Origin of the sequence: Pseudomonas sp. MYb541 (genome assembly GCF_037479595.1) — a bacterium.
Taxonomy (GTDB): Bacteria; Pseudomonadota; Gammaproteobacteria; order Pseudomonadales; family Pseudomonadaceae; genus Aquipseudomonas; species Aquipseudomonas canadensis.
In genome coordinates this window covers 162,210-187,950 of sequence record NZ_JBBGYS010000002.1, presented here as the reverse complement: position 1 = coordinate 187,950, position 25,741 = coordinate 162,210, and the positions used below count along the sequence as shown (strand labels likewise).

The 25,741-nt window shown below is 60.6% G+C and carries 26 protein-coding genes and 1 riboswitch; of the genes, 9 read left to right on the top strand and 17 right to left on the bottom strand.

The genetic code is table 11. The features are described 5' to 3' along the window. Positions 1–5: 5 nt before the first annotated feature. A riboswitch (cobalamin riboswitch) is annotated at positions 6–256 on the bottom strand. 97 nt (positions 257–353) lie between these two features. The 5 genes from WH299_RS02245 to WH299_RS02225 all read right to left on the bottom strand — a co-directional run bounded on the left by WH299_RS02245 (position 354) and on the right by WH299_RS02225 (position 4,932). Continuing rightward, positions 354–890: a C40 family peptidase gene (locus WH299_RS02245; RefSeq protein ID WP_028617370.1), complete on the bottom strand. Its 537-nt coding sequence runs from the start codon at positions 888–890 to the stop codon at positions 354–356. Positions 891–1,034: 144 nt separating this feature from the next. After that, the gene (locus WH299_RS02240; RefSeq protein WP_016976518.1) at positions 1,035–1,664 is read right to left on the bottom strand and encodes a C40 family peptidase; all 630 of its coding nucleotides are present in this window, start codon (positions 1,662–1,664) and stop codon (positions 1,035–1,037) included. A 213-nt stretch (positions 1,665–1,877) separates the two neighbouring features. After that, entirely contained in the window at positions 1,878–2,582 is a 705-nt protein-coding gene (gene hda / locus WH299_RS02235; protein ID WP_126570612.1) for a DnaA regulatory inactivator Hda, read from the bottom strand. 203 nt (positions 2,583–2,785) lie between these two features. Further along, complete coding sequence (locus WH299_RS02230; protein WP_038847700.1) at positions 2,786–3,859, bottom strand: AI-2E family transporter; 1,074 nt, start codon at positions 3,857–3,859, stop codon at positions 2,786–2,788. A 32-nt stretch (positions 3,860–3,891) separates the two neighbouring features. Continuing rightward, positions 3,892–4,932 carry a DUF2066 domain-containing protein gene (locus WH299_RS02225; RefSeq protein WP_122726681.1) on the bottom strand — a complete coding sequence of 347 codons (1,041 nt, stop codon included), beginning with the start codon at positions 4,930–4,932 and terminating at the stop codon, positions 3,892–3,894. Positions 4,933–5,274: 342 nt separating this feature from the next. Here WH299_RS02225 and purM point away from each other — a divergent pair, with 342 nt between their 5' ends. From purM to WH299_RS02205, 4 genes are all read left to right on the top strand, one after another. Next, the gene (gene purM, locus WH299_RS02220) at positions 5,275–6,333 is read left to right on the top strand and encodes a phosphoribosylformylglycinamidine cyclo-ligase (RefSeq protein ID WP_016976515.1); all 1,059 of its coding nucleotides are present in this window, start codon (positions 5,275–5,277) and stop codon (positions 6,331–6,333) included. Then, entirely contained in the window at positions 6,333–6,983 is a 651-nt protein-coding gene (purN, locus tag WH299_RS02215) for a phosphoribosylglycinamide formyltransferase (RefSeq protein WP_028617373.1), read from the top strand. Before purM ends, purN begins: the two co-directional genes overlap by 1 nt. 8 nt (positions 6,984–6,991) lie before the next feature. Continuing rightward, positions 6,992–7,705: a DUF3108 domain-containing protein gene (locus tag WH299_RS02210; RefSeq protein ID WP_028617374.1), complete on the top strand. Its 714-nt coding sequence runs from the start codon at positions 6,992–6,994 to the stop codon at positions 7,703–7,705. A gap of 374 nt (positions 7,706–8,079) precedes the next feature. Then, positions 8,080–8,268, top strand: coding sequence for a hypothetical protein (locus WH299_RS02205; protein ID WP_010208657.1), 189 nt, complete (start codon positions 8,080–8,082; stop codon positions 8,266–8,268). A 98-nt stretch (positions 8,269–8,366) separates the two neighbouring features. On the opposite strand, the gene WH299_RS02200 is transcribed toward WH299_RS02205, so the two are convergent. The 7 genes from WH299_RS02200 to WH299_RS02170 form a co-directional block, all read right to left on the bottom strand. Beyond that, positions 8,367–8,912 (bottom strand): DUF2058 domain-containing protein, encoded by a 546-nt coding sequence (locus tag WH299_RS02200; protein ID WP_016976511.1) that lies wholly within the window; start codon positions 8,910–8,912, stop codon positions 8,367–8,369. A gap of 25 nt (positions 8,913–8,937) precedes the next feature. Further along, positions 8,938–9,771 carry a nucleoside triphosphate pyrophosphohydrolase gene (mazG, locus tag WH299_RS02195; protein WP_122687306.1) on the bottom strand — a complete coding sequence of 278 codons (834 nt, stop codon included), beginning with the start codon at positions 9,769–9,771 and terminating at the stop codon, positions 8,938–8,940. 8 nt (positions 9,772–9,779) lie between these two features. Continuing rightward, positions 9,780–12,023, bottom strand: a complete 2,244-nt coding sequence (gene relA, locus WH299_RS02190; RefSeq protein ID WP_028617377.1) for a GTP diphosphokinase — start codon at positions 12,021–12,023, stop codon at positions 9,780–9,782. Positions 12,024–12,142: 119 nt separating this feature from the next. After that, entirely contained in the window at positions 12,143–13,495 is a 1,353-nt protein-coding gene (rlmD, locus tag WH299_RS02185) for a 23S rRNA (uracil(1939)-C(5))-methyltransferase RlmD (protein ID WP_028617378.1), read from the bottom strand. Further along, positions 13,495–14,397 carry a cysteine synthase CysM gene (cysM, locus tag WH299_RS02180; RefSeq protein ID WP_123474483.1) on the bottom strand — a complete coding sequence of 301 codons (903 nt, stop codon included), beginning with the start codon at positions 14,395–14,397 and terminating at the stop codon, positions 13,495–13,497. Before cysM ends, rlmD begins: the two co-directional genes overlap by 1 nt. Positions 14,398–14,508: 111 nt before the next feature. Next, complete coding sequence (locus tag WH299_RS02175; RefSeq protein WP_028617380.1) at positions 14,509–15,105, bottom strand: tRNA-uridine aminocarboxypropyltransferase; 597 nt, start codon at positions 15,103–15,105, stop codon at positions 14,509–14,511. 6 nt (positions 15,106–15,111) lie between these two features. Next, a complete protein-coding gene (locus tag WH299_RS02170) occupies positions 15,112–16,005 on the bottom strand; it encodes a LysR family transcriptional regulator (RefSeq protein ID WP_028617381.1) in 894 nt (297 codons plus the stop codon). A gap of 245 nt (positions 16,006–16,250) precedes the next feature. On the opposite strand from WH299_RS02170, the gene speB reads away from it, so the two are divergent. From speB to WH299_RS02150, 4 genes are read left to right on the top strand one after another with little or no spacing between them, the layout of a single operon-like run. Continuing rightward, on the top strand, positions 16,251–17,201 hold the full coding sequence (gene speB / locus WH299_RS02165; protein ID WP_065909690.1) for an agmatinase: 951 nt from the start codon (positions 16,251–16,253) through the stop codon (positions 17,199–17,201). Beyond that, positions 17,201–17,623 carry a YybH family protein gene (locus WH299_RS02160; protein WP_095017154.1) on the top strand — a complete coding sequence of 141 codons (423 nt, stop codon included), beginning with the start codon at positions 17,201–17,203 and terminating at the stop codon, positions 17,621–17,623. The genes speB and WH299_RS02160 overlap by 1 nt, the downstream gene beginning before the upstream one ends. A 21-nt stretch (positions 17,624–17,644) precedes the next feature. Next, a complete protein-coding gene (locus WH299_RS02155) occupies positions 17,645–19,156 on the top strand; it encodes a cytosine permease (RefSeq protein WP_122726671.1) in 1,512 nt (503 codons plus the stop codon). Between the two features lie 34 nt (positions 19,157–19,190). Then, on the top strand, positions 19,191–20,573 hold the full coding sequence (locus WH299_RS02150) for a sodium:solute symporter family transporter (RefSeq protein ID WP_122726669.1): 1,383 nt from the start codon (positions 19,191–19,193) through the stop codon (positions 20,571–20,573). A gap of 64 nt (positions 20,574–20,637) precedes the next feature. On the opposite strand, the gene WH299_RS02145 is transcribed toward WH299_RS02150, so the two are convergent. The 3 genes from WH299_RS02145 to ptrR form a co-directional block, all read right to left on the bottom strand. After that, a complete protein-coding gene (locus WH299_RS02145; RefSeq protein ID WP_339549506.1) occupies positions 20,638–21,069 on the bottom strand; it encodes a hypothetical protein in 432 nt (143 codons plus the stop codon). 235 nt (positions 21,070–21,304) lie between these two features. Beyond that, positions 21,305–21,427: a PA1414 family protein gene (locus tag WH299_RS02140; RefSeq protein WP_003193089.1), complete on the bottom strand. Its 123-nt coding sequence runs from the start codon at positions 21,425–21,427 to the stop codon at positions 21,305–21,307. A gap of 142 nt (positions 21,428–21,569) precedes the next feature. Continuing rightward, the gene (ptrR, locus tag WH299_RS02135) at positions 21,570–22,463 is read right to left on the bottom strand and encodes a putrescine utilization regulator PtrR (RefSeq protein WP_122687305.1); all 894 of its coding nucleotides are present in this window, start codon (positions 22,461–22,463) and stop codon (positions 21,570–21,572) included. A gap of 103 nt (positions 22,464–22,566) precedes the next feature. Between ptrR and WH299_RS02130 the strand changes: the two genes are divergently transcribed. Further along, positions 22,567–23,775, top strand: a complete 1,209-nt coding sequence (locus WH299_RS02130) for an MFS transporter (protein WP_339549504.1) — start codon at positions 22,567–22,569, stop codon at positions 23,773–23,775. Here WH299_RS02130 and WH299_RS02125 read toward each other — a convergent pair. Next, complete coding sequence (locus WH299_RS02125; RefSeq protein WP_122726663.1) at positions 23,687–25,129, bottom strand: NCS1 family nucleobase:cation symporter-1; 1,443 nt, start codon at positions 25,127–25,129, stop codon at positions 23,687–23,689. The genes WH299_RS02130 and WH299_RS02125 overlap by 89 nt on opposite strands. 199 nt (positions 25,130–25,328) lie before the next feature. Continuing rightward, positions 25,329–25,727, bottom strand: coding sequence for a DUF2177 family protein (locus WH299_RS02120; protein ID WP_122726661.1), 399 nt, complete (start codon positions 25,725–25,727; stop codon positions 25,329–25,331). Between the last annotated feature and the right edge of the window lie 14 nt (positions 25,728–25,741).

The following is a 25,741-nucleotide window of genomic DNA, read 5'->3' as shown; positions in this document are numbered from 1 at the left end:
CGTGATGCTGTTGGATGTTGCAGGCCGGTCTCCGGGCTCATGAGTGGCGCACGTCTTATAGACACGCAGACCGGCGCTGCGCCTTCCCATATCGCGAGCGATACAGTGGCAAAAGGCAGCGTCTTGACTCATTTACCGTTGCGGGGGCAGCGCCGGAATCGCGGCAGCACTGTGTACAAGTGCGCTCACTCACCGGCTTCCCTGTTTCACTCCGTCGACCCATGGGTCACAGAGCACCTGGAACAAGCGGCGAAGGGTAGTAGGTTGAGGGGCGAGCTGCAAGCTTCAAGCAGATAGCCGCAAGCAGGCATCACCCCCCTTGCAGCTTGAAGCTTGAAACTTGCCGCTGCTTCTTACGGATTCCGCGCCAGATTCCCCGGCAATACGCGCTTGGCGCTCAGGTAGGCATTCTGCCAATACGCCTTGGACAAGGTGTCCAACTTCACCGTACCGCCGGTTTGCGGCGCGTGCACAAAGCGGCCTTCACCGACGTAGATGCCCGCGTGACTGACCTGTGAACCGCCACCTGTAGCGAAGAACAGCAAGTCGCCAGTCTGCAGATTTTGCTCGCTGACATCCTGCGCGCGCATCACGATCAGTTCACGGGTGGTACGCGGCAGGGAGATGCCAGCAGCGTCGCGGAAGACAAACCCGATCAGGCCACTGCAATCAAACCCGGAGTCCGGTGTATTGCCGCCCCAACGGTAAGGCGTGCCGACCAGGCCCAGCGCGCGGAAGAGTACGTCTTCAGCCGCAGGCGAGAAATTCTGGGTGGAATAGTTGAACACCGGCTTGGGTTTAACCGCTACAGGCGCGGGCGGTGGACGACTTGCGCAGGCGCTGAGCAGCGCGGCGCAAAGAATAAGGATCAGGCGGGCCGAGGTCGACATGGGCAGAACAATCCTGGTCTGGATGCGGCTTTCGCTGCCGAACGCTGAAAACCAGAACGCGCAAGCAAAGCTCGCGCGAACGGATTACAACAATGTCCAGGGATTCTAGCGCTTACACGTCAAACTTCAAGTATCACTTTAAGTTTACTTGCTAGCGGTAACCGTCGTCGGGGCCATGGCGAGTGCGCGCTTGGCTTCGATGAAGGTTTTGCTCCAGTAGCTGTCACCCAGGTTGTCGACTCGGACACCGCCACTGCGACGGCTGCTGGAGTGGATAAACTGGTTATCGCCCAGGTAGATACCGGCATGGCTTACACGACCACGACCCGCTGTACTGAAGAAAAGCAGATCACCCGGCTTGAGGTTGTTGCGCGCGACCAACGGTGCATCCACGTTGATCATTTCGCGGGTGGAGCGTGGCAGATTCATGCCAGCTTCTTCGCGAAACAGGTAGCCGATAAAACCGCTGCAGTCGAAACCGGCTTCAGAGGTGCCGCCGAAACGGTAACGGGTACCGATCAGGGACATGCCGCGTTCGAGGATGCTGTCGGCGAGAACTGGAAGCTGGTAAGGCTTGCTACCGGAGAAATTGGCCAGTTCTTTTTCCGTTGCCAGCTCTTCTTCATAAACAGAAGCAGACTGTGCAGCAACGAATTTTGCCTGATTTTGAACCTGTGGTTTTTGCTGTTCTGCCACCTGTTGAGGGTGGGAGGCGCAACCAAACAACAGGGTAACGAGTGCGAGGGGCACGAGGGGTGCGAAGCGATTTAGCATGGGCACGACCGTGGCTGATATGTAAAGAAGACGAGACTATGCCCACTATCACATCGATTTGCAAATTCAATCGTGATCTATGTGACTTCTTGTTTCGACTATGACATCTAAGCCCTTAACACCCTATATCTGCCTTTTGCGTAGCCAAACCGGCTCAAACGCAGGTTTTCTGGCGCCTGGAATTTGCCGAAAGCCGTGAAAACAGCGGGCTGGCTACCAACCCAAGGTTTCTTTCAAGAAGGGAATCGTCAGCTTGCGCTGGGCCTGCAAGGAAGCCTGATCGAGCTGTTCGAGCAGCTCGAACAACGCGCTCATGCTGCGCGTACCGCGGGTGAGAATAAAATGCCCCACTTCGTCGGTGAGGTGCAGGCCGCGACGGGATGCGCGCAGTTGCAAGGCACGCAATTTGTCTTCGTCGGACAGCGGGCGCATTTGGAAGATCAGCGCCAGGGTCATGCGTGACTTGAGGTCGGCCAGCTTGATCGGCAACTCGCGCGGCGAGGTAGACGCGGCAATCAACAGGCGCCGGCCACTGTCACGCAAGCGGTTGAATAAGTGAAAAAGCGCCTCTTCCCACTCTGCCTTGCCAGCGATGGCTTGCAGATCGTCCAGGCACACCAACTCGTACTGCTCAAGATGGTCGAAGATGCCGATTCCGCGATCCATCAGCTCAGCCAAGGGCAGGTAAACCGCCGGTTCGCCCATCTGCTCGAAACGCAGGCACGCGGCCTGTAACAGGTGGGTACGTCCTACGCCGTGCTTGCCCCACAGATAGATCAGGCTTTCGGTCCACCCGGCGTCGGCTTCGCAGAGCCGCTCGACATAGCCGAGTGCAGCGGCATTGGCGCCTGGGTAGTAGTTGATAAAGGTGGCGTCGTCACGCAGACGCACACCCAAGGGCAGCTGAATCGGTTTCATGCTGACTGAACGGCTCCAAACGAACCGTTAGTGGCCTCTGTGTAAAGTTTGCAAAGTTTATACCCGTGACGCCGGGCGCACAATGCAACAGACCCCAAGCAAAATCAAAGGTTTGCGTTAACTTGTTGGATTTACGCAGATTGTTTGACACCCCAGCTTCAGAAACAACAAACCCGGCCTGGGCCGGGTTTGTTGCAGAGGGATTACAGATCGGGGTCTTCAACCCCCGTGTACACATCCGAATCCTTATACAAATCGTGTACATGGCGCACCAGTACCATGATCACCGCCGCCACCGGCAGCGCCAGCAAGATACCCGTAAAGCCAAACAGCTCACCGCCCGCCAGGATCGCAAAGATCACTGCCACCGGGTGCAGGCCGATCCGATCACCCACCAGCAACGGCGTCAGCACCATGCCTTCGAGGGCCTGGCCGACCATGAACACCGCCACGATCCCCAGCATCGGGTAGAGGTCGCCGCCAAACTGGAACAGCCCCGCCACCAACGCCGCGCCGATACCGATCACAAAGCCCATATAAGGCACGATTGCGGCAAGACCGGCAATCAGGCCGATCAACAGGCCCAGCTCCAGGCCGATGGCCATCAAGCCAGCGGCGTAGATGATCCCCAGGGCCAGCATCACCAGCAATTGGCCGCGCACAAAGGCGCCAAGCACTTCATGACACTCCTCGGCCAGAGACACGATGCGCTCTTCGCGATTACGCGGCAGCAGGCTGCGAATCTTGGCCATCATGATGTCCCAGTCGCGCAGCAGGTAGAACGCTACCACCGGGATCAGCACCAGGTTGGTCAGCCAGCCGATCAACGCCAGGCTGGACGCCGTGGCCTGACTGAGAACCACACCGACGATATCGGTGGTCTGCCCCATATGCTCGCTGATGGCCGCCTTGACCTTGTCAAACTTCCAGAAGCCATCCGACAACCCCAACTTCGCCTGAGCCCACGGCATCGCTGTGTGCTGCAACCAATCGAGCATCTGCGGCGCCAGCTCATACAGGCGGAACAGTTGCTTGGCCAGCATCGGCACCAGCACCAGCACCAACGCCGTGATGATCAAGGTAAACAGGGCGAACACTGCCACCACGCCCCAGGTTCGCGACAACCCGGCTTTTTCCAGGCGATCCACCACCGGATCGAACAGATAGGCCAGCAGCAATGCGACCAGGAACGGCGTCAGGATCGAATGCAGCAGGAACACAAACACGCACAGCAGGACAATCCCGCCAAGCCACACCCAACGACGCGTATCCGCCATAAACCACTCCACCTATATAAAGAAGAAAACTGCTACCAACGAAAACGCAGTTGCGCCTGAGGTTCGGCAGCAACCGCAGGCTGAGTGCCGTCCACTACCGGTTGCTGGACCGGCGCTTCACCTGCGGGAACCTCCTGCAACTTGGCCAGGCTCAACTGGGTACGCAATTGATCGGCACTGCCATTGACGCGGTACACGATGCGATTGCCATCCACTAATTGCGGCTGACCGCCAAAAGGCTCCAGCAGATGACCCAGTGCGGCATAACGCTCCAGGGTCATGCCCTGCACTTCCAGCAATTGTTCGGTGCTCACGCCGGGTTTGACCGCAAAGCGTGGCGCGAGCTTTTGGCTGACCGCCAGCATCACCGCGTCGGCCACAGCGCCGGTGTCAGCCCCTTGCGCGGTGCCCTGCTCGCTCTTGTCGCCCAGCCACAGGCGCCATTTGGCTTGCCATTGGCTGCCTTCCTGGCGCGCATGCACGGCCAGCAAAGCGTCGGCGCCGTAACGCTCGGAGGCGGCGCGCAACGGTGTGGCGTCAGCACTTTCCAGGTTCGGTGCGGTGGCGACCACCTGCTCATCCAGGTCGCCCAGCGGCAGGCGCAGCGGCAAGCCACGGTGTTGCGCGGCACGGCGCAGCGCCTGGGCGACGGTCTGGCCATCACCCACCAGGCTACTGCCTTCGGTGGAGTCGTTCAGCCACCAGCCAAGGATCGACGGCCGATTGCTGCCCCAGATCGACAAGCCCGCTTCGCGCAGGACGCGATCAGTGCTTACCGGGTCGAAATCCACTTGCAGGCTTTCCGGCGGGCCGGCGTCATAGCCGTACTGGCTGATAATTTGTTGCGGATCTTTACGCACGGCCGCCAAACCTGGGCCCTCGGCGGCCTTGGCGTCGCCGGTCAGGCGGATCACCAGGGTCTGCACCGCACGCTGGGTGGCCTGGTCGCGCTCTTGGGGCGACTGGCTGCTGACGGGTTCGAGTACTTGATAAAGGCCATTGAGGGTTTCGGCATGACTCGCCAGGCTGACCAACGACAAGCAGCCTACAAAGAAGAATTTACACAGACGCATGGAAGATTCCCGAACGACAAATTTAGCGGCTGGAACAGACCGCGTGAACTCGGTTTGCCAAGGCTGTGACCACGGCGACCGGTAAAACATTCACAGGGTCTTGGTAAGTTTTCGTACTGTCACAACGCTAGCGCAGTAAAGGCTATACCTTAATACGCGCCAAAGCAGACTCGATTAGCATTTTTTTAACGCCATATGCCCCTGCCCGTCGGCCCGAGGATGGCCGCTGCCCCTCAAGCCTGATAAAATCGCGCGCCTTCGCAGACCGTCAACGGCGTGGCCTTTATAAAAGCCCCCGCCCGCTCGGTCGTTACCCCTGAATCCCCCCTAAAGGCCTGGATCATGAGCAAGCAACCCTCCCTGAGCTACAAGGACGCCGGTGTAGACATCGACGCCGGTGAAGCATTGGTCGAACGCATCAAGAGCGTCGCCAAGCGCACTGCGCGCCCCGAAGTCATGGGCGGCCTGGGCGGTTTTGGCGCCCTCTGCGAAATCCCGGCCGGCTACAAGCAGCCTGTCCTGGTGTCCGGCACCGACGGCGTGGGCACCAAGCTGCGCCTGGCACTGAACCTGAACAAGCACGACACCATCGGTATCGACCTGGTTGCCATGTGCGTCAATGACCTGGTGGTGTGCGGCGCAGAGCCGCTGTTCTTCCTGGACTACTACGCCACCGGCAAGCTGAACGTGGACACCGCTGCACAAGTGGTGACCGGTATCGGCGCTGGCTGCGAGCTGTCGGGTTGCTCCCTGGTCGGCGGCGAAACCGCTGAAATGCCAGGCATGTACGAAGGCGAAGACTACGACCTGGCCGGCTTCTGCGTCGGCGTCGTGGAAAAAGCCGAAATCATCGACGGCTCCAAGGTTGCTGCCGGTGACGCCCTGCTGGCCCTGCCTTCTTCCGGCCCGCACTCCAACGGTTACTCGCTGATCCGCAAGATCATCGAAGTGTCCGGCGCCGAGATCGAGAACACCCAGCTCGACGGCAAGCCGCTGACCGACCTGCTGATGGCCCCGACCCGCATCTACGTCAAGCCTCTGCTCAAGCTGATCAAGGACACTGGCGCCGTCAAGGCCATGGCCCACATCACCGGCGGCGGCCTGCTGGACAACATCCCGCGCGTGCTGCCAAAAGGCGCCCAGGCCATCGTTGACGTGGCCAGCTGGCAGCGTCCGGCAGTATTCGACTGGCTGCAAGAGAAAGGCAACGTCGACGAAACCGAGATGCACCGCGTGCTGAACTGCGGCGTAGGCATGGTCATCTGCGTGGCGCAAGAGCACGTTGAAACCGCGCTGAACGTCCTGCGTGAAGCTGGCGAGCAGCCTTGGGTCATCGGTCAGATCGCCACTGCCGCCGAAGGCGCGGCCCAGGTCGAACTGAAGAACCTCAAGGCTCACTGATGCCTGAGACCTGTGATGTCGTGGTGCTGCTTTCCGGCACCGGCAGTAACTTGCAGGCCCTGATCGACAGCACGCGCACCGGCGACAGCCCGGTGCGCATTGCTGCGGTGATCTCCAACCGCAGCGACGCCTACGGCCTGCAACGCGCCAGGGACGCGGGCATTGACACCCGCTCGCTGGATCACAAGGCTTTCGACGGTCGCGAGGCCTTCGACAGCGCCTTGATCGAACTGATCGACGCCTTCAACCCCAAGCTCGTGGTACTCGCCGGTTTCATGCGCATCCTCAGCGCTGATTTCGTGCGGCATTACGCAGGGCGCCTGCTCAATATCCACCCTTCCCTGCTGCCCAAATACAAAGGCATGCACACGCACCAGCGTGCGCTCGATGCCGGCGACAGCGAGCACGGCTGCAGCGTGCACTTTGTCACCGAGGAACTCGATGGCGGGCCTCTGGTCGTACAGGCAGTGGTTCCGGTAGAGTCTGACGACTCGGCGCAGACGCTTGCGCAACGGGTTCACACCCAGGAACACAGGATTTACCCGCTGGCGGTGCGCTGGTTTGCCGAGGGGCGGTTGATTCTTGGTGACCAGGGTGCATTATTGGACGGTCAGTTACTCGCGGCCAGCGGCCACTTGATTCGAACCTAGGAGATTTTATGCGTCGCGCTTTGCTCTTCGCTTTTGCGCTGTTCGCCTTGCCAACCGTGCAAGCAGCAGACCTTCACCCTTTCTCCGTCAGCTACACCGCCGACTGGAAACAGTTGCCCATGAGTGGCTCGGCTGAACGCAGCCTGGCCAAGAATGGCGATGGCACCTGGACCTTGAACTTCAAGGCTTCCATGATGATCGCCAGCCTCACCGAAACCAGCGTGATCCTGTTTGACAAGGACGCCCTGCAACCGAAGAGCTACACCTTCGAGCGCGGTGGCCTGGGCAAGGCGAAGAAGATCAACCTGGACTTCGACCAGACCGCCAAGAAAGTCACCGGCTTTGAAAACAAGGACGCGGTCAACGTGCCCCTGCAAAGCGGTATGCTCGACAAGTCGACCTACCAATTGGCCCTGCAGCGCGACGTGGCGGCCGGCAAGAAGAGCATGAGCTACAACGTGGTGGAAGGCACCGACGTCGACACCTACGACTTCCGCGTGATTGGCCCGGAAAAGGTCCAGACCAAGGTGGGCTCCATCGACGCGATCAAGGTCGAGCGCGTGCGTGACCCGACTCAGAGCAAGCGCATCACCCAGATGTGGTTTGCCAAGGACCAGGGCGGCATCCTGGTTGCCCTGCGTCAGGTGGAAACCGATGGCAAGGAATACAACATCATGTTGCAGGACGGTACCGTTGACGGTAAGGCTGTCAAAGGTAGCTGATCGGTAGATGGAATAAAGAGCCTCGCAGATGCGGGGCTTTTTTTCGTCTGGAGGTTTTGTGTTGACGCGTCTACCGCTATCGCAGGCAAGCCAGCTCCCACATTTGGAATGCATTTCAAAATATGGGAGCTGGCTTGCCTGCGATAGCGGCGGTCCAGTCAATACGAGGCTGAAGCCTTACGCCAACATGAAACTTTTGTCATAAAACTCAACCCCCTTTGCCGCAATGTCGCGATTTACGCGGCCTGCAGGACTGTTGCGTTTACTGCAATGAATTGTTGCGCGAAAAGTCGGTTTACTTAGCAAGCTAACAAATCATATAACAAAGGCCTGCGACGACTTGCCGCAGATCCACCAGAGATTGGAGCAAGCAGATGACTGTAAAAGTAACTGAACGCGACGACGAACATATGTCCCACGAAGCACTGGGCCATGGGATTCACATCTGGGATGTACACCAACAAGACCTGTTGGTCGGCATGTTTCACAACGAGAGCGACGCTCATAATTATAAAAACGAGCTCGAAGCCCTTGAGATGAGACGCCAGGCGCAAGGCTCCTGAGACTCTGAAATTCGGCAGGCATCCAGCCCCACACAGCAGTTGGATTGCCTGCAAACAAAAACCCCGCCTTTTGAGCGGGGTTTGTTGTTTCTACAGCCTTACCACATCAGATCATCCGGGATCTGGTAGGCCGCGTACGGATCATCCTCGTCCGGCACCTGGCTCTCGGTCAGGATATTGAGCTGCACGATACGCTCCGGTGCGCGCTCCTGGATCTTCAGCGCCGCTTCGCGCGGGATCACCTCGTAGCTGCCGCCGTGGTGCACGATAGCCAGGGAGCCGTTGCTCAGCTTGTTGCGCATCAGGGTGTTGACCGACAGGCGCTTGACCTTCTTGTCATCCACGAAGTTGTAGTAGTCCTCAGTGGTCAGCTTGGGCAGCCGCGAAGTCTCGATCAGTTGCTTGACCTGGGCGGTGCGGGCCTTGGCCTCGGCTTTTTCCTGCTGCTGGCGGTTCAGTTCCTGATCGCGCTTGACCTTCTCGGCGTGCGCCTCGGCCGCCAGGCGGGCCTGGGTGTCATCCGCCTCGATTTGGCCTTTGTGGACCAGGCGCTGCTGCTTCTGTTTCTCTTTGCCGACCTGCTTGGCCTGCTTTTGGTTGACCAGACCTGCTTTGAGCAACTGGTCGCGAAGGGAAAGGCTCATGGTGCTTACTCACTTAGGCAACTGCTCAACCGCAGCTGGACACATTCTTTTCCTGACGTTTGGCTTCGCCCCACAGGGCGTCCATCGTTTCGAGGGTGCAATCTTCTATGGATTGGTGCGTATCGCGCAATGCCTGTTCGATAAATCGGAAGCGTCGTTCGAACTTGGCATTGGCGCCACGCAGCGCGGTTTCCGGGTCGACCTTGAGGTGACGGGCCAGGTTGACCGCCGCGAACAGCAGATCACCGACCTCATCGGCAATGGCCACCGAATCGTTGTCGGCCATGGCTTCGAGCACTTCATCCAGCTCTTCGCGCACGTTATCCACCACCGGCAGGGCCGACGGCCAGTCGAAGCCGACCTGGCTGGCGCGCTTCTGCAATTTGGCGGCACGAGACAGGGACGGCAGCGCCGTGGGCACATCGTCCAGCAGGGAGAGCTGCTCCGGCGCATCGGATTTTTCCGCACGCTCCTCGGCCTTGATCTGCTCCCAGCGTTCCTTGACCTGTTCTTCACTCAGCTGCGGGATATCCAGCGGTGCATACAGATCGCCGGTAGGAAACACGTGCGGATGACGCCGGATCAGCTTGCGCGTGATGCTGTCGATCACACCGGCGAATTCGAAGCGCCCTTCTTCGCGCGCCAACTGGCTGTAATACACCACCTGGAACAGCAGGTCGCCCAGCTCGCCTTGCAGGTGATCGAAGTCGCCGCGCTCGATGGCGTCGGCCACTTCATAGGCTTCTTCCAGGGTGTGCGGGACGATGGTCGCGTAGGTTTGCTTGATGTCCCACGGGCACCCGTATTGCGGGTCCCGCAGGCGACTCATCAGGTGTAGCAGGTCTTCCAGCGAATACATCGACTCACTCATGGGGTACGGTTACGGCGTGTCTCAATGATGTTCGGCAACTGGGAAATCCGCCCCAGCAACCGCCCCAATGCGTCCAACCCCGGAATCTCGATCGTCAGGGACATCAACGCGGTGTTGTCCTCTTTGTTCGAGCGGGTGTTAACCGCCAGCACGTTGATCCGCTCGTTGAGCAGCACTTGCGACACGTCACGCAGCAAGCCGGAACGGTCGTAGGCGCGAATAATGATGTCCACCGGGTAGGTGAGCACCGGCACCGGGCCCCAGCTGACCTGGATGATCCGCTCCGGCTCACGGCCGCCCAGTTGCAGCACCGAGGCGCAGTCCTGGCGGTGAATACTCACGCCACGGCCCTGGGTGATGTAGCCGACGATGGCGTCACCCGGCAACGGCTGGCAGCAGCCGGCGATTTGGGTCATCAGGTTGCCCACGCCCTGGATCTGGATATCGCCGCGCTTGCCGGGTTTGTAGCCGGTGGCCTTGCGTGGGATCAGCTCCAGCTGTTCGCTGCCGCGCTCCGGCTCGACCAGTTGCTGGGCCAGGTTGACCAGTTGGGCCAGGCGCAGATCGCCGGCACCAAGGGCGGCGAACATGTCTTCGGCGATCTTCATGTTGGCTTTTTCGGCCAACTTGTCGAAGTCTACCTGGGGCAAACCGAGGCGCCCCAGTTCGCGTTCAAGCAAGGTTTTACCGGCGGCGACGTTTTGGTCGCGCGCCTGCAATTTGAACCAGTGAACGATCTTCGCCCGTGCCCGCGACGTGGTGATGTAGCCCAGGTTCGGGTTCAGCCAGTCGCGGCTCGGCGTGCCGTGCTTGCTGGTGATGATCTCGACCTGTTCACCGGTCTGCAGGCTGTAGTTGAGCGGCACGATGCGCCCGTTGATCTTGGCGCCCCGGCAGTTGTGGCCGATCTCGGTATGCACACGGTAGGCAAAGTCCAGCGGCGTCGCCCCCTTGGGCAAGTCGATGGCGTGACCGTCCGGGGTGAAGATGTAGACCCGGTCAGGCTCGATATCCACGCGCAGCTGTTCGGCCAGGCCGCCGATATCGCCGAGTTCTTCGTGCCATTCCAGCACTTGGCGCAGCCAGGAGATCTTCTCTTCGTACTGGTTGGACCCGGCCTTGACGTCGGTGCCCTTGTAGCGCCAGTGCGCACACACCCCCAGTTCGGCCTCTTCGTGCATGGCGTGGGTGCGGATCTGCACTTCCAGCACCTTGCCCTCGGGGCCGATCACCGCGGTGTGCAACGAGCGGTAGCCGTTTTCCTTGGGGTTGGCGATGTAGTCGTCAAACTCCTTGGGAATGTGCCGCCACAAGGTGTGGACAATACCGAGCGCGGTGTAGCAGTCGCGCATTTCCGGTACCAGCACGCGCACGGCCCGTACGTCGTAGATCTGGCTGAAGGCCAGGCCCTTGCGCTGCATTTTGCGCCAGATGGAATAGATGTGCTTGGCACGACCGCTGATGTCGGCATCGACGCCGGTGGCCTGCAACTCGGAACGCAACTGGCCCATCACGTCGGTAATGAAGCGCTCGCGGTCCAGCCGCCGCTCGTGCAGCAGCGTGGCGATCTGTTTGTATTGATCGGGTTCGAGGTAGCGGAAGGACAAGTCCTCCAGCTCCCACTTGATATGGCCGATACCCAGGCGGTGCGCCAGCGGCGCATAGATATCGAAGACTTCGCGGGCAACGCGGTTGCGCTTCTCGTCGTCGGCAGTCTTCACCGCACGGATCGCGCAGGTACGCTCGGCCAGCTTGATCAGGGCGACACGCACGTCGTCGACCATCGCCACCAGCATCTTGCGCAGGTTCTCGACCTGGCCCTGGGTGCCCAGCACCATGGACTGGCGCGGGCTGAGGCTGGCGCTGATGGCGGCCATGCGCAGCACGCCGTCGATCAACTTTGCCACCACCGCGCCGAAACGCTGGCTGACGGTGGGCAACGGGATGTGCCCTTCACGCACGCCGCGATAGAGCACGGCGGCAATCAGTGAATCCTGGTCCAGCTTGAGATCGGCGAGGATCTCGGCGATTTCCAACCCGGTGCGAAAGCTCGAAGTGCCTTCGGCCCACAGGTTCTTGGCCGCATTGTCTTGCTGCTCAGACTCGCGAGCGAACTCGCAGGCTGCTTTCAAGGCTTCACGGTCCAGTGCCGGGTCGACACTGATGGCATGATCCAGCCATGCCTCGAGATTGATACTGCCGTCGGTGTTGATCGGCTGGTGTGCTCTCACCTGTACCATCTTGCTTACCTTCCCTACGACGCACCTTTGATGCGCCAGAATTCATCGCCGACCTTCTACTGCTCCCTGGCAGATCACAGGCCCTGGAGACGACAGGCCGGTCGGATTAAACGGGCATCCTAGCCCGCTTCAAATAACGCCATCGCCTCGACATGCGCGGTTTGCGGAAACATGTCGAGGATCCCGGCACGTTTTAGCCGGTAGCCTTGCTTGACCAACTCAACTGTATCCCGCGCCAGCGTGGCCGGGTTGCAGGACACATACACCAGACGCTTGGCTCCCAGGGTCGCGAGCTTGCGCACAACCTCCAGGGCACCATCACGGGGTGGGTCCAAGAGTACCGCAGAAAAGCCCTGTTTGGCCCATTCCGCGTCAGTCAAAGGCTGGGACAAATCGGCCTGAAAAAACTGCGCATTATGCAAATCGTTGCTGACGGCGTTGACGGCCGCGCGGTCCACCATGGTCTGCACGCCTTCCACCGCCACCACTTCACGCACTTGGCGCGCCAGTGGCAGGGCAAAGTTGCCCAGGCCGCAAAACAGGTCCAGCACCCGTTCGTCGGGTTGTGGCGCCAGCCATTCCAGGGCCTGGGCGACCATAGCCTCGTTGACGCCGGCGTTGACCTGCACAAAATCGCCAGGTCGGTATGCCAGCTCCAGACCCCACTGTTCCAATCGAAAACCCAAGACTGAATCGACTTCGACCGGCTCAGGTTGACCCTCGCCATGCAGCCACAATTGGGCTTCATGGAAGGCGCAGAATTCCTTCAACACCTGCAGATCCGCTTCCGACAACGGCGCCATGTGCCGCAGCAACACGGCGATGGACGTACCGCTGAACAACTCCACATGCCCCAAGGCCTGCGGTTTGCTCAGGCGACGCAACATGTTCGGCAGACGCTGCATGATCGGTTGCAAGGCCTGTACCAGCACTGGGCAATCGTCGATGGCGACGATGTCCTGGCTGGCCACGGCGCGAAAACCTACTTCCAGCTGCTTCGCCTTGGCATCCCAGCGCACGGCGACGCGGGCGCGGCGTCGGTAGCCGAACTCCGGCCCACTCAACGGTGCGGCCCACTCTTGCGGTTCGACACCGGCCACACGGGACAGTTGCTCGGCGAGCATGCGCTGTTTCAGGGCAAGTTGTTCGCCGTGGGGCAAATGCTGCACGCTGCAACCGCCGCAGCGGCCAACATGGGCGCACGGCGCCGGGCGGCGCAGTTCGCTGGCCTTGAACACGCGCTCGGTGCGCGCCTCGACGATCTTGCCGTGGGCACCCAACACTCGCGCTTCAACTTCTTCGCCGGCCAGCGCGCCATTCACGAACCAGGTGCGGCCTTCAAAGAACACAATGCCCCTGCCGTCATTGGCCAGGCGCTCGATGGTCAGGCGTTGTTTCTTGCCCACTGGGATCTGCGGGGCCCGGCTGCCGCCCGTCGGTTGGAAGCGCAGGCCTCTCTCGTGCTTGGCCATCAGTTGGGTTCGTCGAAGATGCCGGTCGACAGGTAGCGGTCGCCTCGGTCACAGATGATCGCGACGATCACCGCGTTTTCCACTTCTTGGGACAAGCGCAACATGCCGGCCACCGCGCCCCCGGACGACACGCCGCAGAAGATACCTTCTTCACGGGCCAGGCGGCGGGTGGTGTCTTCGGCTTCACGCTGAGCCATGTCGATGATGCGGTCCACGCGAGTCGCGTTGTAGATCTTCGGCAGATACTCTTCGGGCCAGCGGCGGATACCGGGAATGGCCGAGCCTTCCATCGGTTGCAGGCCGACGATCTGGATCGCCGGATTCTGCTCCTTCAGGTAGCGGGAGTTGCCCATGATTGTACCGGTGGTGCCCATGGAGCTGACGAAATGGGTGATTGAGCCCTGGGTCTGGCGCCAGATTTCCGGGCCGGTGGTGGTGTAGTGCGCCTCCGGGTTGTCACCGTTGGCGAACTGATCCAGCACCAGGCCACGGCCTTCGGCGGCCATGCGCTCGGCCAGGTCCCGTGCGCCTTCCATGCCCTCTTCCTGGGTCACCAGGATCAGCTGGGCGCCGTAGGCGGTCATCGCCGCCTTGCGTTCGGCGCTGCCGTTGTCGGGCATGATCAGGATCATCTTGTAGCCCTTGATCGCGGCGGCCATGGCCAGGGCGATCCCGGTGTTACCCGAAGTGGCTTCGATCAGGGTGTCGCCGGGCTTGATCTGCCCGCGCAGCTCGGCGCGGGTGATCATCGACAGCGCCGGGCGGTCCTTTACAGAGCCGGCCGGGTTGTTCCCTTCGAGCTTGAGCAACAGGGTATTGCTGGTTTCACCCGCCATGCGTTGCAAGCGGACCAGGGGCGTGTTGCCGACGCAATCGGCGATTGTAGGGTACTGCAAGGTCATGGCGTATTCGCAATCCAGACTGCGGGGGCGAACATCATACCGGGAAAGGCCGGCGGGCCATATCACGCAAAGTGCGGTCGTTATGGCTAAAAGGAATAAGCCATCGAATGGTCACCGCTGTCCATGGTTGCGCTGGAACACGTCAGGCCCCATCGCCGCAATCTGGCCGTCGATCAACGCATCGAAGGGTTTGAGCAAGGGTGCAAACGAAGCTGGCGATTCCAGGACCTCCAGCGCCTGCACAATTGCCTCTACTGTCGACAGCGCACCGGGGCCGGGGGCCTTGCGCAACCGATAACGGGACACCGCACTGTCGGCCAACGCCACCCTTGGCAACGCCGCCAATAGCGGGTTGAGGTGCAAAAGCTTGCGCGCCTTGCGCCAAGTGCCGTCGGGGACCACCAGCAGCAGCGGCTGATCTTCGGGCGCGTACACCTTTAATGGCTGGGCGTCGTCAGCCGGAAACAGCAACCGTGCCTGGTAACCGGGCACGTTCAATAACGTCGGCAAGTCTTCAAACACCTCCCCTACTACCAACTGCGCGTTGTTCAAACCCAACGCCGCCAGCCGTGCGGTATTCAGCGCATGGTTGACCTCGCTCGGGTGCTGCAACAGCAACACCCGCGTGCGACTGTCGAGATTGGGGATCAACGCGCACAGACAGTGGGCGACAGGCCTGAGGCAACGGGAACATTGGGGTCTGGACATGGTTTATCAGGCCTGGTTGAGCTGGGCTTTGAGTAAATCGCGGAAGGTCTGGATCAGCGGTTCGCGGCTGCGGCCTCGACGCATGATCATCGAGAACGGCGCCTGATAGCCGAAGGTAGCCGGCAGCAACACACGCAGGTCGCCCTTGTCGGCCCAGGCCTGGGCATAGTGCTCGGGCAGGTAGCCGATGTAGGCGCCGGACAGCACCAGGATCAACTGCGCCTCCATACTCTCCACGGTGGCTGCGCTGTGTTTGAAGCCATGGCGTGCCAACTCGGCCTGGCTCCAATAGCCGCGACCGACCATCCGTTGCTGTGTGATCACCTGCTCGGGAATGCGCCGTTCATTGAACAAAGGATGCCGCGTGCTGCAATACAACCAGTGCTGCTCGCGGTACAGCGGCATGTAGATCAGCCCGCTCATACGGTTGGAAAACGCGCCGATGGCCAAGTCCAGGCGGTTGTCCTGCACGCCCAGTTGCAGCTCATAAGGGCTCATCACCGACAGATGCAAGTGCACCGCCGGGTGTTCCAGGCTGTAGGCGCCGATCACTTCGGCGAAGGGCAACGCTTTGTCGCTGACCGTGGAATCCAGCACACCCAGTTTCAGCGTGCCGCGCAACTCGCCCTTCAACGCGGCAGCGTATTGCTCGAAACCTTCCAGCTCGCCCAACAGACGCAAGGTCTCTTGATGAAACAATTCGCCTTTGCTGGTGAGGCTGAACCCGCCACGCCCGCGATGACACAGCACCAGGCCCAACGCCGCTTCCAGCTGGCTCATGTACGTGCTGATGGCCGATGTGGACAGGTTGAGTTCGTGCTGGGCATTGGCAAACCCCTGGTGCCGCACGACGCTGACGAAGATGCGCAGGAGTTTCAGGTCGGGCAAGGCGTTGGCCATGGGTTCTCCAGAAACACACAAAACCTGTGGGAGCGGGCTTGCTCGCGAATGAGGTGGATCAGTCGAGCTATCTATGGCTGACACACCGTATTCGCGAGCAAGCCCGCTCCCACATTTGAGCCGAGTTTACCTCAGGCAATAGTTTAGAAAAATCTGAACTAAGTATTTGCCCCTGCCGATTCTTTCATTTCCATGTATTTCGCAGAATCGGCCCCTAATAAACAAAACAACGATGAGGCACTCCCGTGGACAAGATTTTCCACCAACCACTGGGCGGCAACGAAATGCCGCGCTTCGCCGGCATCGCCACCATGATGCGTCTTCCCCACCTGCAAACGGCCAAGGGCCTGGATGCCGCCTTTGTCGGCGTGCCCCTGGACATCGGCACCTCGCTGCGCGCCGGCACCCGCTTCGGGCCGCGTGAAATCCGCGCCGAATCCGTGATGATCCGCCCTTACAACATGGCCACCGGCGCCGCACCATTCGACTCGCTGTCGGTGGCCGACATCGGCGACGTGGCGATCAACACCTTCAACCTGCTCGACGCCGTGCGCATCATCGAAGAAGCCTACGACGAGATTCTCGAACACGACGTGATCCCGCTGACCCTGGGCGGCGACCACACCATCACGCTGCCGATCTTGCGGGCGATCCACAAGAAACACGGCAAGGTCGGGCTGGTGCACATCGATGCCCACGCCGACGTCAACGACCATATGTTCGGCGAAAAAATCGCCCACGGCACCACATTCCGCCGCGCCGTGGAAGAAGGTTTGCTCGATTGCGACCGTGTGGTGCAGATCGGTCTGCGCGCCCAGGGCTACACCGCCGAAGACTTCAACTGGAGCCGCAAACAGGGCTTCCGTGTGGTTCAGGCAGAAGAATGCTGGCACCACTCCCTCGCGCCCTTGATGGCCGAAGTGCGTGAAAAAGTCGGCGGCGGCCCGGTGTACCTGAGCTTTGACATCGACGGCATCGACCCCGCCTGGGCTCCGGGCACCGGCACCCCGGAAATCGGCGGGCTGACCACCATCCAGGCCATCGAAATCATCCGTGGCTGCCAGGGCCTCGACCTGATTGGTTGCGACCTGGTAGAAGTTTCGCCGCCCTACGACACCACCGGCAACACCTCGCTATTGGGCGCCAACTTGCTGTACGAGATGCTCTGCGTGCTGCCTGGCGTGGCACATCGCTGATGAGCGCCCACGAAGTACTGCAAGCCGCCGCCGACCTGGTGGCGGCCTTCGCCCGCAATGACCGCGCCGCCTACTTCGGCGCGTTCACGGCGGACGCCAGCTTCGTGTTCTACACCCTGCCCCAGCCGCTGCTCAGTCGCGACGCCTACCAGGCGTTGTGGGACAGCTGGCGCCGGGATGAGGGGTTCGAGGTGCTGTCCTGCACCTCGAGCAACGCCTTTGTCAGCCTGCAAGGTGACGTGGCGATTTTCATGCATGACGTGGCCACCGAGCTGCGCATGAACGGGGAGCAATTCAATAGCCAGGAACGCGAGACCATTGTCTTCAAACGGCAAGGGCTTGGCGCAGAACAACAAGAAGGCCTGTGGCTGGCCTGTCACGAACATTTGTCCGCTATGCCGGAAGGGCTGCCGCCCCCTTAGCCAATGTGATCGGAGCAGATCATGAATAATAAAAACAACGATAAAAGTATTCGAAAGATAGAAACCAACGGGGTCGAACAGATCCCGGACTACGAACGTACCGCCGGCCCCAAGGATCTGTTCCGACTGATCTTCGGCGGTGCCAATACCTTTGCCACCGCCGTGCTGGGTTCTTTCCCCGTACTGTTCGGTTTGTCGTTCCAGGCGGGTGTCTGGGCGATTGTGCTGGGCGTGCTGGTGGGTGCGCTGATCCTGGCGCCCATGGGCCTGTTCGGGCCGATCAATGGCACCAACAACGCCGTGTCTTCAGGTGCGCACTTTGGCGTGCACGGGCGGATTGTCGGCTCGTTTCTCTCGCTGCTGACGGCGATTGCCTTCTTCTCACTGTCGGTGTGGAGTTCAGGCGACGCGCTGGTGGGCGGTGCGAAACGTCTGATTGGCTTGCCGGAAACCGACCTGAGTCTGGGCCTGGCCTACGGCGTGTTCGCGATCCTGGTGCTGACCGTGTGCATCTACGGTTTTCGCTTCATGCTGTGGGTCAATCGCATTGCGGTGTGGGCGGCGAGCCTGCTGTTCCTGCTGGGGATCTTCGCGTTCGCGCCGGCCTTCGACAGCCACTTCGCCGGCACTGTCGCCCTGGGTCAGACCGGCTTCTGGGCGGCGTTCATCGGCGCTGCATTGGTCGCCATGAGCAACCCGATTTCCTTCGGCGCGTTCTTGGGTGACTGGTCGCGCTACATCCCGCGTGAGACGCCGAAAATACGCATCATGCTGGCGGTGGTCCTGGCGCAAATCGCGACCTTGATCCCCTTCCTGTTCGGCTTGGCCACCGCGACCATCGTGGCGATCAAGGCACCGGACTACATCGCAGCCAACAACTATGTCGGCGGTTTGCTGGCGGTGGCGCCGAGCTGGTTCTTTCTGCCGGTGTGCCTGATCGCCGTGATCGGCGGTATGTCTACCGGCACTACTTCGCTGTATGGCACCGGGTTGGACATGTCCAGCGTGTTTCCACGCCTGCTGTCGCGGGTCAAGGCCACGTTGCTGATCGGGGTGATGTCGATTGCCTTCATCTTTATCGGACGTTTCGCCGCCAACCTGGTGCAAAGCGTGTCGACCTTCGCCGTGCTGATCATCACCTGCACCACGCCGTGGATGGTGATGATGATCATCGGCCTGATCGTGCGTCGCGGCTTCTATTGCCCGGATGACCTGCAGGTGTTCACGCGTGGTGAAACCGGCGGCCGCTACTGGTTCAGCCATGGCTGGAACTGGCGCGGGCTGGGGGCCTGGATCCCGAGTGCGCTGGTGGGCCTGTGCTTCGTCAACCTGCCGGGGCAGTTTGTCGGGCCGTTGGGCAATCTGGCGGACGGCATTGATATCAGCCTGCCGGTGACGCTGGGGCTGGCCTCGGTGGTGTACCTGACCTTGCTTCGTGTGTTCCCGGAACCGGCGGCTGTTTATGGGCCGACCGACTCTCGCAGCAAGCGCACGGATGCGCGCGTTAAACCAGCGCTGCAACAAGCCGCCTGATCCTCATAAAAAAGATAATCGGAGAACCGCCGTCATGGCTTTGGATTTATTCGTCGTACTCATCTACGCCGCCGGCATGCTCGTGCTCGGCTACTACGGCATGCGCCGCGCCAAGACCCACGAAGACTACCTCGTGGCCGGGCGCAACCTGGGCCCGTCGTTGTACATGGGCACCATGGCCGCCACGGTATTGGGCGGTGCGTCCACCGTCGGCACCGTGCGTCTGGGCTACGTGCATGGCATCTCCGGCTTCTGGCTGTGTGCCGCGCTGGGCATGGGCATCATTGCGCTGAACCTGTTCCTGGCCAAGCCACTGTTGAAACTGAAGATCTTCACCGTGACCCAGGTGCTGGAAAAACGCTACAACCCGATGGCCCGCCAGGCCAGCGCCGTGATCATGCTGGCCTACGCGCTGATGATCGGCGTGACCTCGATCCTCGCCATCGGCACCGTACTGCAAGTGCTGTTCGGCCTGCCGTTCTGGATCTCGGTGCTGCTCGGCGGTGGCGTGGTGGTGGTGTACTCCACCATCGGCGGCATGTGGTCGCTGACCCTCACTGACATCGTGCAGTTCGTGATCAAGACCGTCGGCCTGATGTTCATCCTGCTGCCGATCTGCCTGTACCGCGTCGGCGGCTGGGACGAACTGGTGGCCAAGCTGCCCGCATCGAGCTTCAGCTTCACCGCGATCGGTTGGGACACGATCATCACCTACTTCATGATCTACTTCTTCGGCATCCTGATCGGCCAGGACATCTGGCAACGGGTGTTCACCGCCCGTGACGAAAAGGTCGCCAAGTACGCAGGCACTTTCGCCGGTTTCTACTGCATCCTCTACGGCCTGGCCTGTGCATTGATCGGCATGGCCGCGCATGTGCTGATCCCGGACCTGGATAACGTCAACAATGCGTTTGCCGCTATTGTGAAAGTGTCGCTGCCGGACGGCATCCGCGGCCTGGTGATTGCCGCGGCACTGGCCGCGATGATGTCCACCGCCAGCGCCGGCTTGCTCGCCGCCTCCACCGTACTGGCCGAAGACCTGCTGCCGCGCCTGCGTGGCGGCAAGCAGTCGAGCCTGGCCATCAACCGCCTGTTCACGATGCTGACCGGTATTGCCGTGCTAGGTATTGCACTGGTGGTGAGCGATGTGATCAGCGCCTTGACCCTGGCCTACAACCTGCTGGTGGGCGGTATGTTGATCCCGCTGATCGGCGCGATCTTCTGGAAACGCGCGACCACCTCGGGCGCCATTACGTCCATGACCCTGGGCTTTGTGACGGCGTTGGTGTTCATGATCAAGGATGGCTTGGATGCGAACACACCGATCTACTACAGCCTGGCGATTGGGCTGGTGAGTTTTGTGGTGGTGAGTTTGTTGTCGCGCCGGCCAGCGGGTGTGGCGGCCAGCGCGGTTTGAGATACAACTGGATTTAGAGCGGTTTCTTCAGCGGGCGCGACGTCGGATGTCGTGCCCGTTTTTTTTATTCAGCATTCCGGCCGGCTTCTTCAAACAAATCTCCGCAGGATTTACAGCCAAAATACTGCTCGGTTATAGGGCAATCGATCTCCCCTGTCGCCCCCGCCCTCACCCGCCACGCACAAGCCTCGCCGTGAAATCTGAGTGTGCCTTCAAGGTAACAAGGTGCCCAGTCGTACTCGTCATGCAGCGTGCGTGCGTCAATAGGTTCTGCGCGCTTGAAGAAGGACGCGACTTGTCGCTCATCCAACGTAACGTCGCTGGGTCGACAGCGCTCCGGTTCTTCGGAGTGAAAACCCGAGATAGCGATGTTGTCGATATCTGGAGGGGAAGCTGCGCAACCGGCGAGTGATGCCCACACGCCGAATGAGTACCCGCGCAGAGTCATTGACAACAGGCTGTGGGTTAAATGTTTGGCGACTAAAACGCGGGACATCCCCACGCCTCCTGATCCATGTGAAGGCAGAAATATAGAAGGACGAACAGGAAAAAGGGCACGGATGACGGAATAAGAGGAAGGCTCTGACAATGCGGCATGCCTCGTCAGACAATTGCGGATACTACGAAATGAACAGCGGATACAGTCTTGCTACAGGGAACCGAACACGCCCTGAAGAACGACCCGAGGTATCAGCGCCCGCGCGATTCAATCACGTGAGCGCTTCCAGGACTTACCTGCGACGTGGGCGACGTTGCTCGTCATCGGTGCGAATCGGCACGGGTTGCAGTGGGGGCTCGATCAAGCCCAGTGCAACACCCAGATCATGGAGCCAGTTTTGAATTTTCTCTTTCATGGTTGCCCCCTTTGAGGGTAATGCTGGTAGGCGCAAGTTCTGTCGCCCTTTCCTACACTGATAGTAGCCCTAAGTCCTACGTAATGCTTGAACGAAACCACAACGAACTATTACTGAATTCATCAAAATCCTGACGGATCGTTCAAGCAATGGCGCGGGTGTCTTGCAGGACCGCAGTCTTGCTGGCTTGCTGCAGGTCGATCCATGCGTTGAGGTTAGCGCCGAGCATACCCTTTCGCCACATCAGCCAGGTGGTCGCAGTGGCAAAAGGCCCTGTCAGCGGATGAACGGACACGCTGTCCTTGCCTGGCAGGCTCTCAAGCATGGATTCGGACATCAACGCCACCCCGGAGCCAGCGATCACGCACGCCAGCATGCCCTGATAAGACTCGATCTCAATTGCCCGCCCCATGGCCACGCGCTCGTGGGAAAACCAGGTTTCCAGGCGCGTGCGATAGGCGCAACTGCGACGGAAGGTGAACACCGAGCGTCCCGCAACATCCTGGGGCCCTCGCACAGGCGGGTGGTCGGCCTCGCAGATAAGCACCAGGCGCTCTTCACACAGAGGCACACCGTCCAGGGAAGCGATGGTAATAGGGCCGTCCACAAATGCCGCATCCAGACGGCCAGTAATCAGGCCTTCGAGCAACTCACCGCTGGGCGCCGATTGCACTTGCAGATTCACCATCGGGTAAGCCTTGTGATAGCCCGCCAGCAGCTTCGGCAAATGCACCGCCGCCGTGCTGTACATGCTGCCTACCACAAAATCGCCGGCCGGTTGCCCGCCTTGCACCGCGCCGTGGGCTTCATCATGCAGGGCCAGCAGACGGGTGCTGTAGTCCAGCAACACCTTGCCGGCCGGAGACAGCTGCAAGCGCTGGCGCTCGCGCACAAACAGCTCTACTCCGAGCTGCTCCTCCATTTGCTTGAGGCGTGTCGACAGGTTCGACGGCACTCGATGCAAGCGGTCCGCCGCGCGCGTGATGGAGCCCTCTTCCGCCACCGCCTGGAAAATGCGCAATTGACTGAACTCCATACCTTTCTCCAAAACTGAACAAGTTACTCACTATTATTCATTTTTACAGAAAGTCAATCCGCTTTAGCCTGAGGGTATTCGTTTACCCGCAGGAAAACTGACCATGTCTCCATTCGTCCGCTTACTCGCCAGCTTTGTCGCCCTGATGATGGCGATGGGGATTGGCCGCTTCGCCCTCACCCCCCAAATGCCCCATCTGCTCAGTGAAGGGCAGATCGACCTGACCGGCGCCGGCCTGATCGCCGCCGCCAACTACCTGGGCTACTTCGTCGGTGCGGTGGATTCAATCTTCGCGCGCAGCCATCACCATGTCCGTGGGCGCTTATATGGCGGGTTGTGGTTGTGCGTGCTGCTGACGCTCGCGTCGTACTGGGCCCACGGGTTCTGGCCGCACTTGTTGCTGCGCTTTGGCACCGGTGTCGCGAGTGCCTGGGCCCTGGTGATGATCACCAGCCTGAGCCAGCCGCTGGCGATTGCCGCCGGACGTCCGCGCCTGGGTGCCTTGGTCTTTGCCGGGCCGGGGCTGGGGATTTTGTTGACTGGCTTACTGGCGTTGGGCTCGAACCTGATGGGGCAAAATTCGGGCACATTGTGGCTGGTGTATGGCGGGGTGGCGCTGCTGATGTTGCTGGCCATTTTGCCTTTCCTGCCGAAGCCCTCCGCCAGCGGCAAGCCCGTTGTCGGCCAGACCGATGCTGGCAGCAACGGCAGCATCGCGCACTTGTGCTGGATCTATGTGTTGTATGGTCTTGGCTACATCATTCCAGCGACGTTCCTGTCGCAGATGGCCAGCGCGCAATTCAAGGGTGCCTGGCAAGCCGATCTGTTCTGGCCGTGCTTTGGCTTGGCCGCCGCGATTGGCGTGGTGGTGGCGACCCTGCGCCGCAAGGACCCAGACACCACTCGCCGCTGGCTGATGACTACATTGTGGCTGCAAGCGGCCGGGGTGTTTGCCTGCTTGCTGGGCAATGGCTGGGGCCTGGCACTGGGGGTGTTGCTGTGCGGCGGACCGTTCCTGACTTGCATGCAGTTGGTGATGGCCCGCCTGCGGGACGTTGCCCCCCACGGCTATCAGCGCAGCACCGGACTGCTGACCGCCAGCTTCGCCATCGGCCAATTGAGCGGCCCATTACTGGCCTCGGTCAGCAGCCACCTGAGTGGCGGGCTGCAAACGGCACTGGTAGTCGCCGGTGCCGGATTACTGGTGGCGGGCTCGATTCTGGTCAGCCGGCAACCAGCGGCGCAGGCACGCGCACCTGTTCACGCCGCGCCAACACCAGGAAAAACAGCCCACCCAGGAAGCAGCCGGTAAACCAGGCGAAGTTGGCCATGCCCTGCAACGCCGGGGTAAAGGTGATCGCGACGCCCACCAGCGTCGCGGGCACCAGCGCCTTGACCGCCGTCCAGTTCACGCCGCCGTCGAAGTAGTAGCGCCCGCTGGGGCTGTCATCGAACAACGCGTCCACATCGATCTGCTGTTTTTTGATCAGGTAGAAATCCACCAGCAGAATGCCGAACAGTGGCCCAATGAAGGCCGCGAGAATATCCAGGGTGTAGTGGATCATCAGCGGGTTATTGAACAGGTTCCACGGTGTGATGAAGATCGACGCCACGGCGGCGATCATCCCACCCGCGCGCCAGCTGATCTTGCTCGGCGCGACGTTGGCGAAGTCAAAGGCTGGGGACACGAAGTTGGCGACGATATTGATGCCGATGGTTGCGGTGACAAAAGCAAAGGCGCCCAGCAACACCGCCATGCTGTTATCGATGCGCGAAACCGTGGCGATCGGGTCATGCAGCATTTCGCCAAACACCGGCAAGGTGCCCGAGACTATCACCACGGTGACCAGGGAAAATGCCAGGAAATTCACCGGCAGCCCCCAGAAGTTGCCGCGCCGTACGTCCTGCATGCTGCGGCAGTAGCGGCTGAAGTCGCCGAAGTTCAGGGTCGGCCCGGAGAAGTACGACACCACCAACGCCGTCGCCACGATCACCTGACCGAATGCCTGCCAGCCCGACAGGGATTTTTCCGCCAGGGTGAAGCTGATGTTCGACCAGCCCGCCTTCCACACGATCCAACCCGCCAGGGCGAACATCACCGCATAGACCACCGGCCCGGCCCAATCGATAAAACGGCGGATGGACTCCATGCCGGCCCAGAACACCGCCGCTTGCAACAGCCACAGGCTGAGGAAACCAAACCAGCCAAGGTAAGACAAGCCCGCAAAATGCGGCTCCGCGTACACCGCCATCTGTGGGAAGAAACGCAGCACCACGATGATCAAGGCGCTCGACGCCAGGTACGTCTGAATCCCGTACCAGGCCACGGCGATCAAGCCGCGAATCACCGCAGGAATATTCGCGCCGAACACACCAAACGCCAGGCGACAGATCACGGGATAAGGCACAGCGGCTTGCTGGCTCGGCTTGGCCACCAGGTTGGCGATCAGTTGCACAATGCAGATACCGGCGAGCAAGGCGATGAGTACTTGCCAACTGGCCAAGCCCAAGGCGAACAGGCTGGCGGCAAACACATAACCGCCGACGCTGTGCACGTCGCTCATCCAGAAAGCGAAGATGTTGTACCAGTTCCACTTTTGTGGCAGCGGGCCCAGGTCCTGGTTGTACAGGCGCGGGCTGTAGCCTTTGGGCAATTGTTCGGTCATCGCGGGGCTCCTCGAAATACCGGCCTGCGCTTCCGTCACGGGGATGCATACGGGAGGCGGCATGGTTTGTATACGAGGCGTTCAGCAGAATGCGTGCCAATTGAACGCAATCCCTATGAAACGGTGTTCCAAAGGGAGGGGAACAGGCTTGGATACAGGGCCTACGCTCAGCAACGGTGCACAAAAATCCTGTACACAATCAACGCTGCACTCGATGTGCACACAGATAACCCACCGTGCAGCAGGCTGCGGTCAAGAAGGTGCCCCACGCCATGTCCATGACCGCCAACTGCGCAGACCATCCTTTCAGCGTGGCCCAGTTGCTCAAGTCATAGGTGCCGTAGGCGACCAAGCCCAGTAAGGCACCCAGGCGTGCTGCGCGTTGCCAGCTTGCGCTGGGCAAGACCACGAACACCACGCAACCGAGCACGTAAAGGAGATAGAAGAATGTGGCGGGCAACAGACGGGGCTGGTCCAGCATCAATGGACCCAGCAGGGATTTGTAGGTGGGGCCCATGAGGACACCGAGCCAGAGACCGTCCAGCACTAGGAAGGCGAGCAACGTGCCGAGGTAGGCGAACAGCGATTTCTTGGTCATTGGTGCAACCTCTG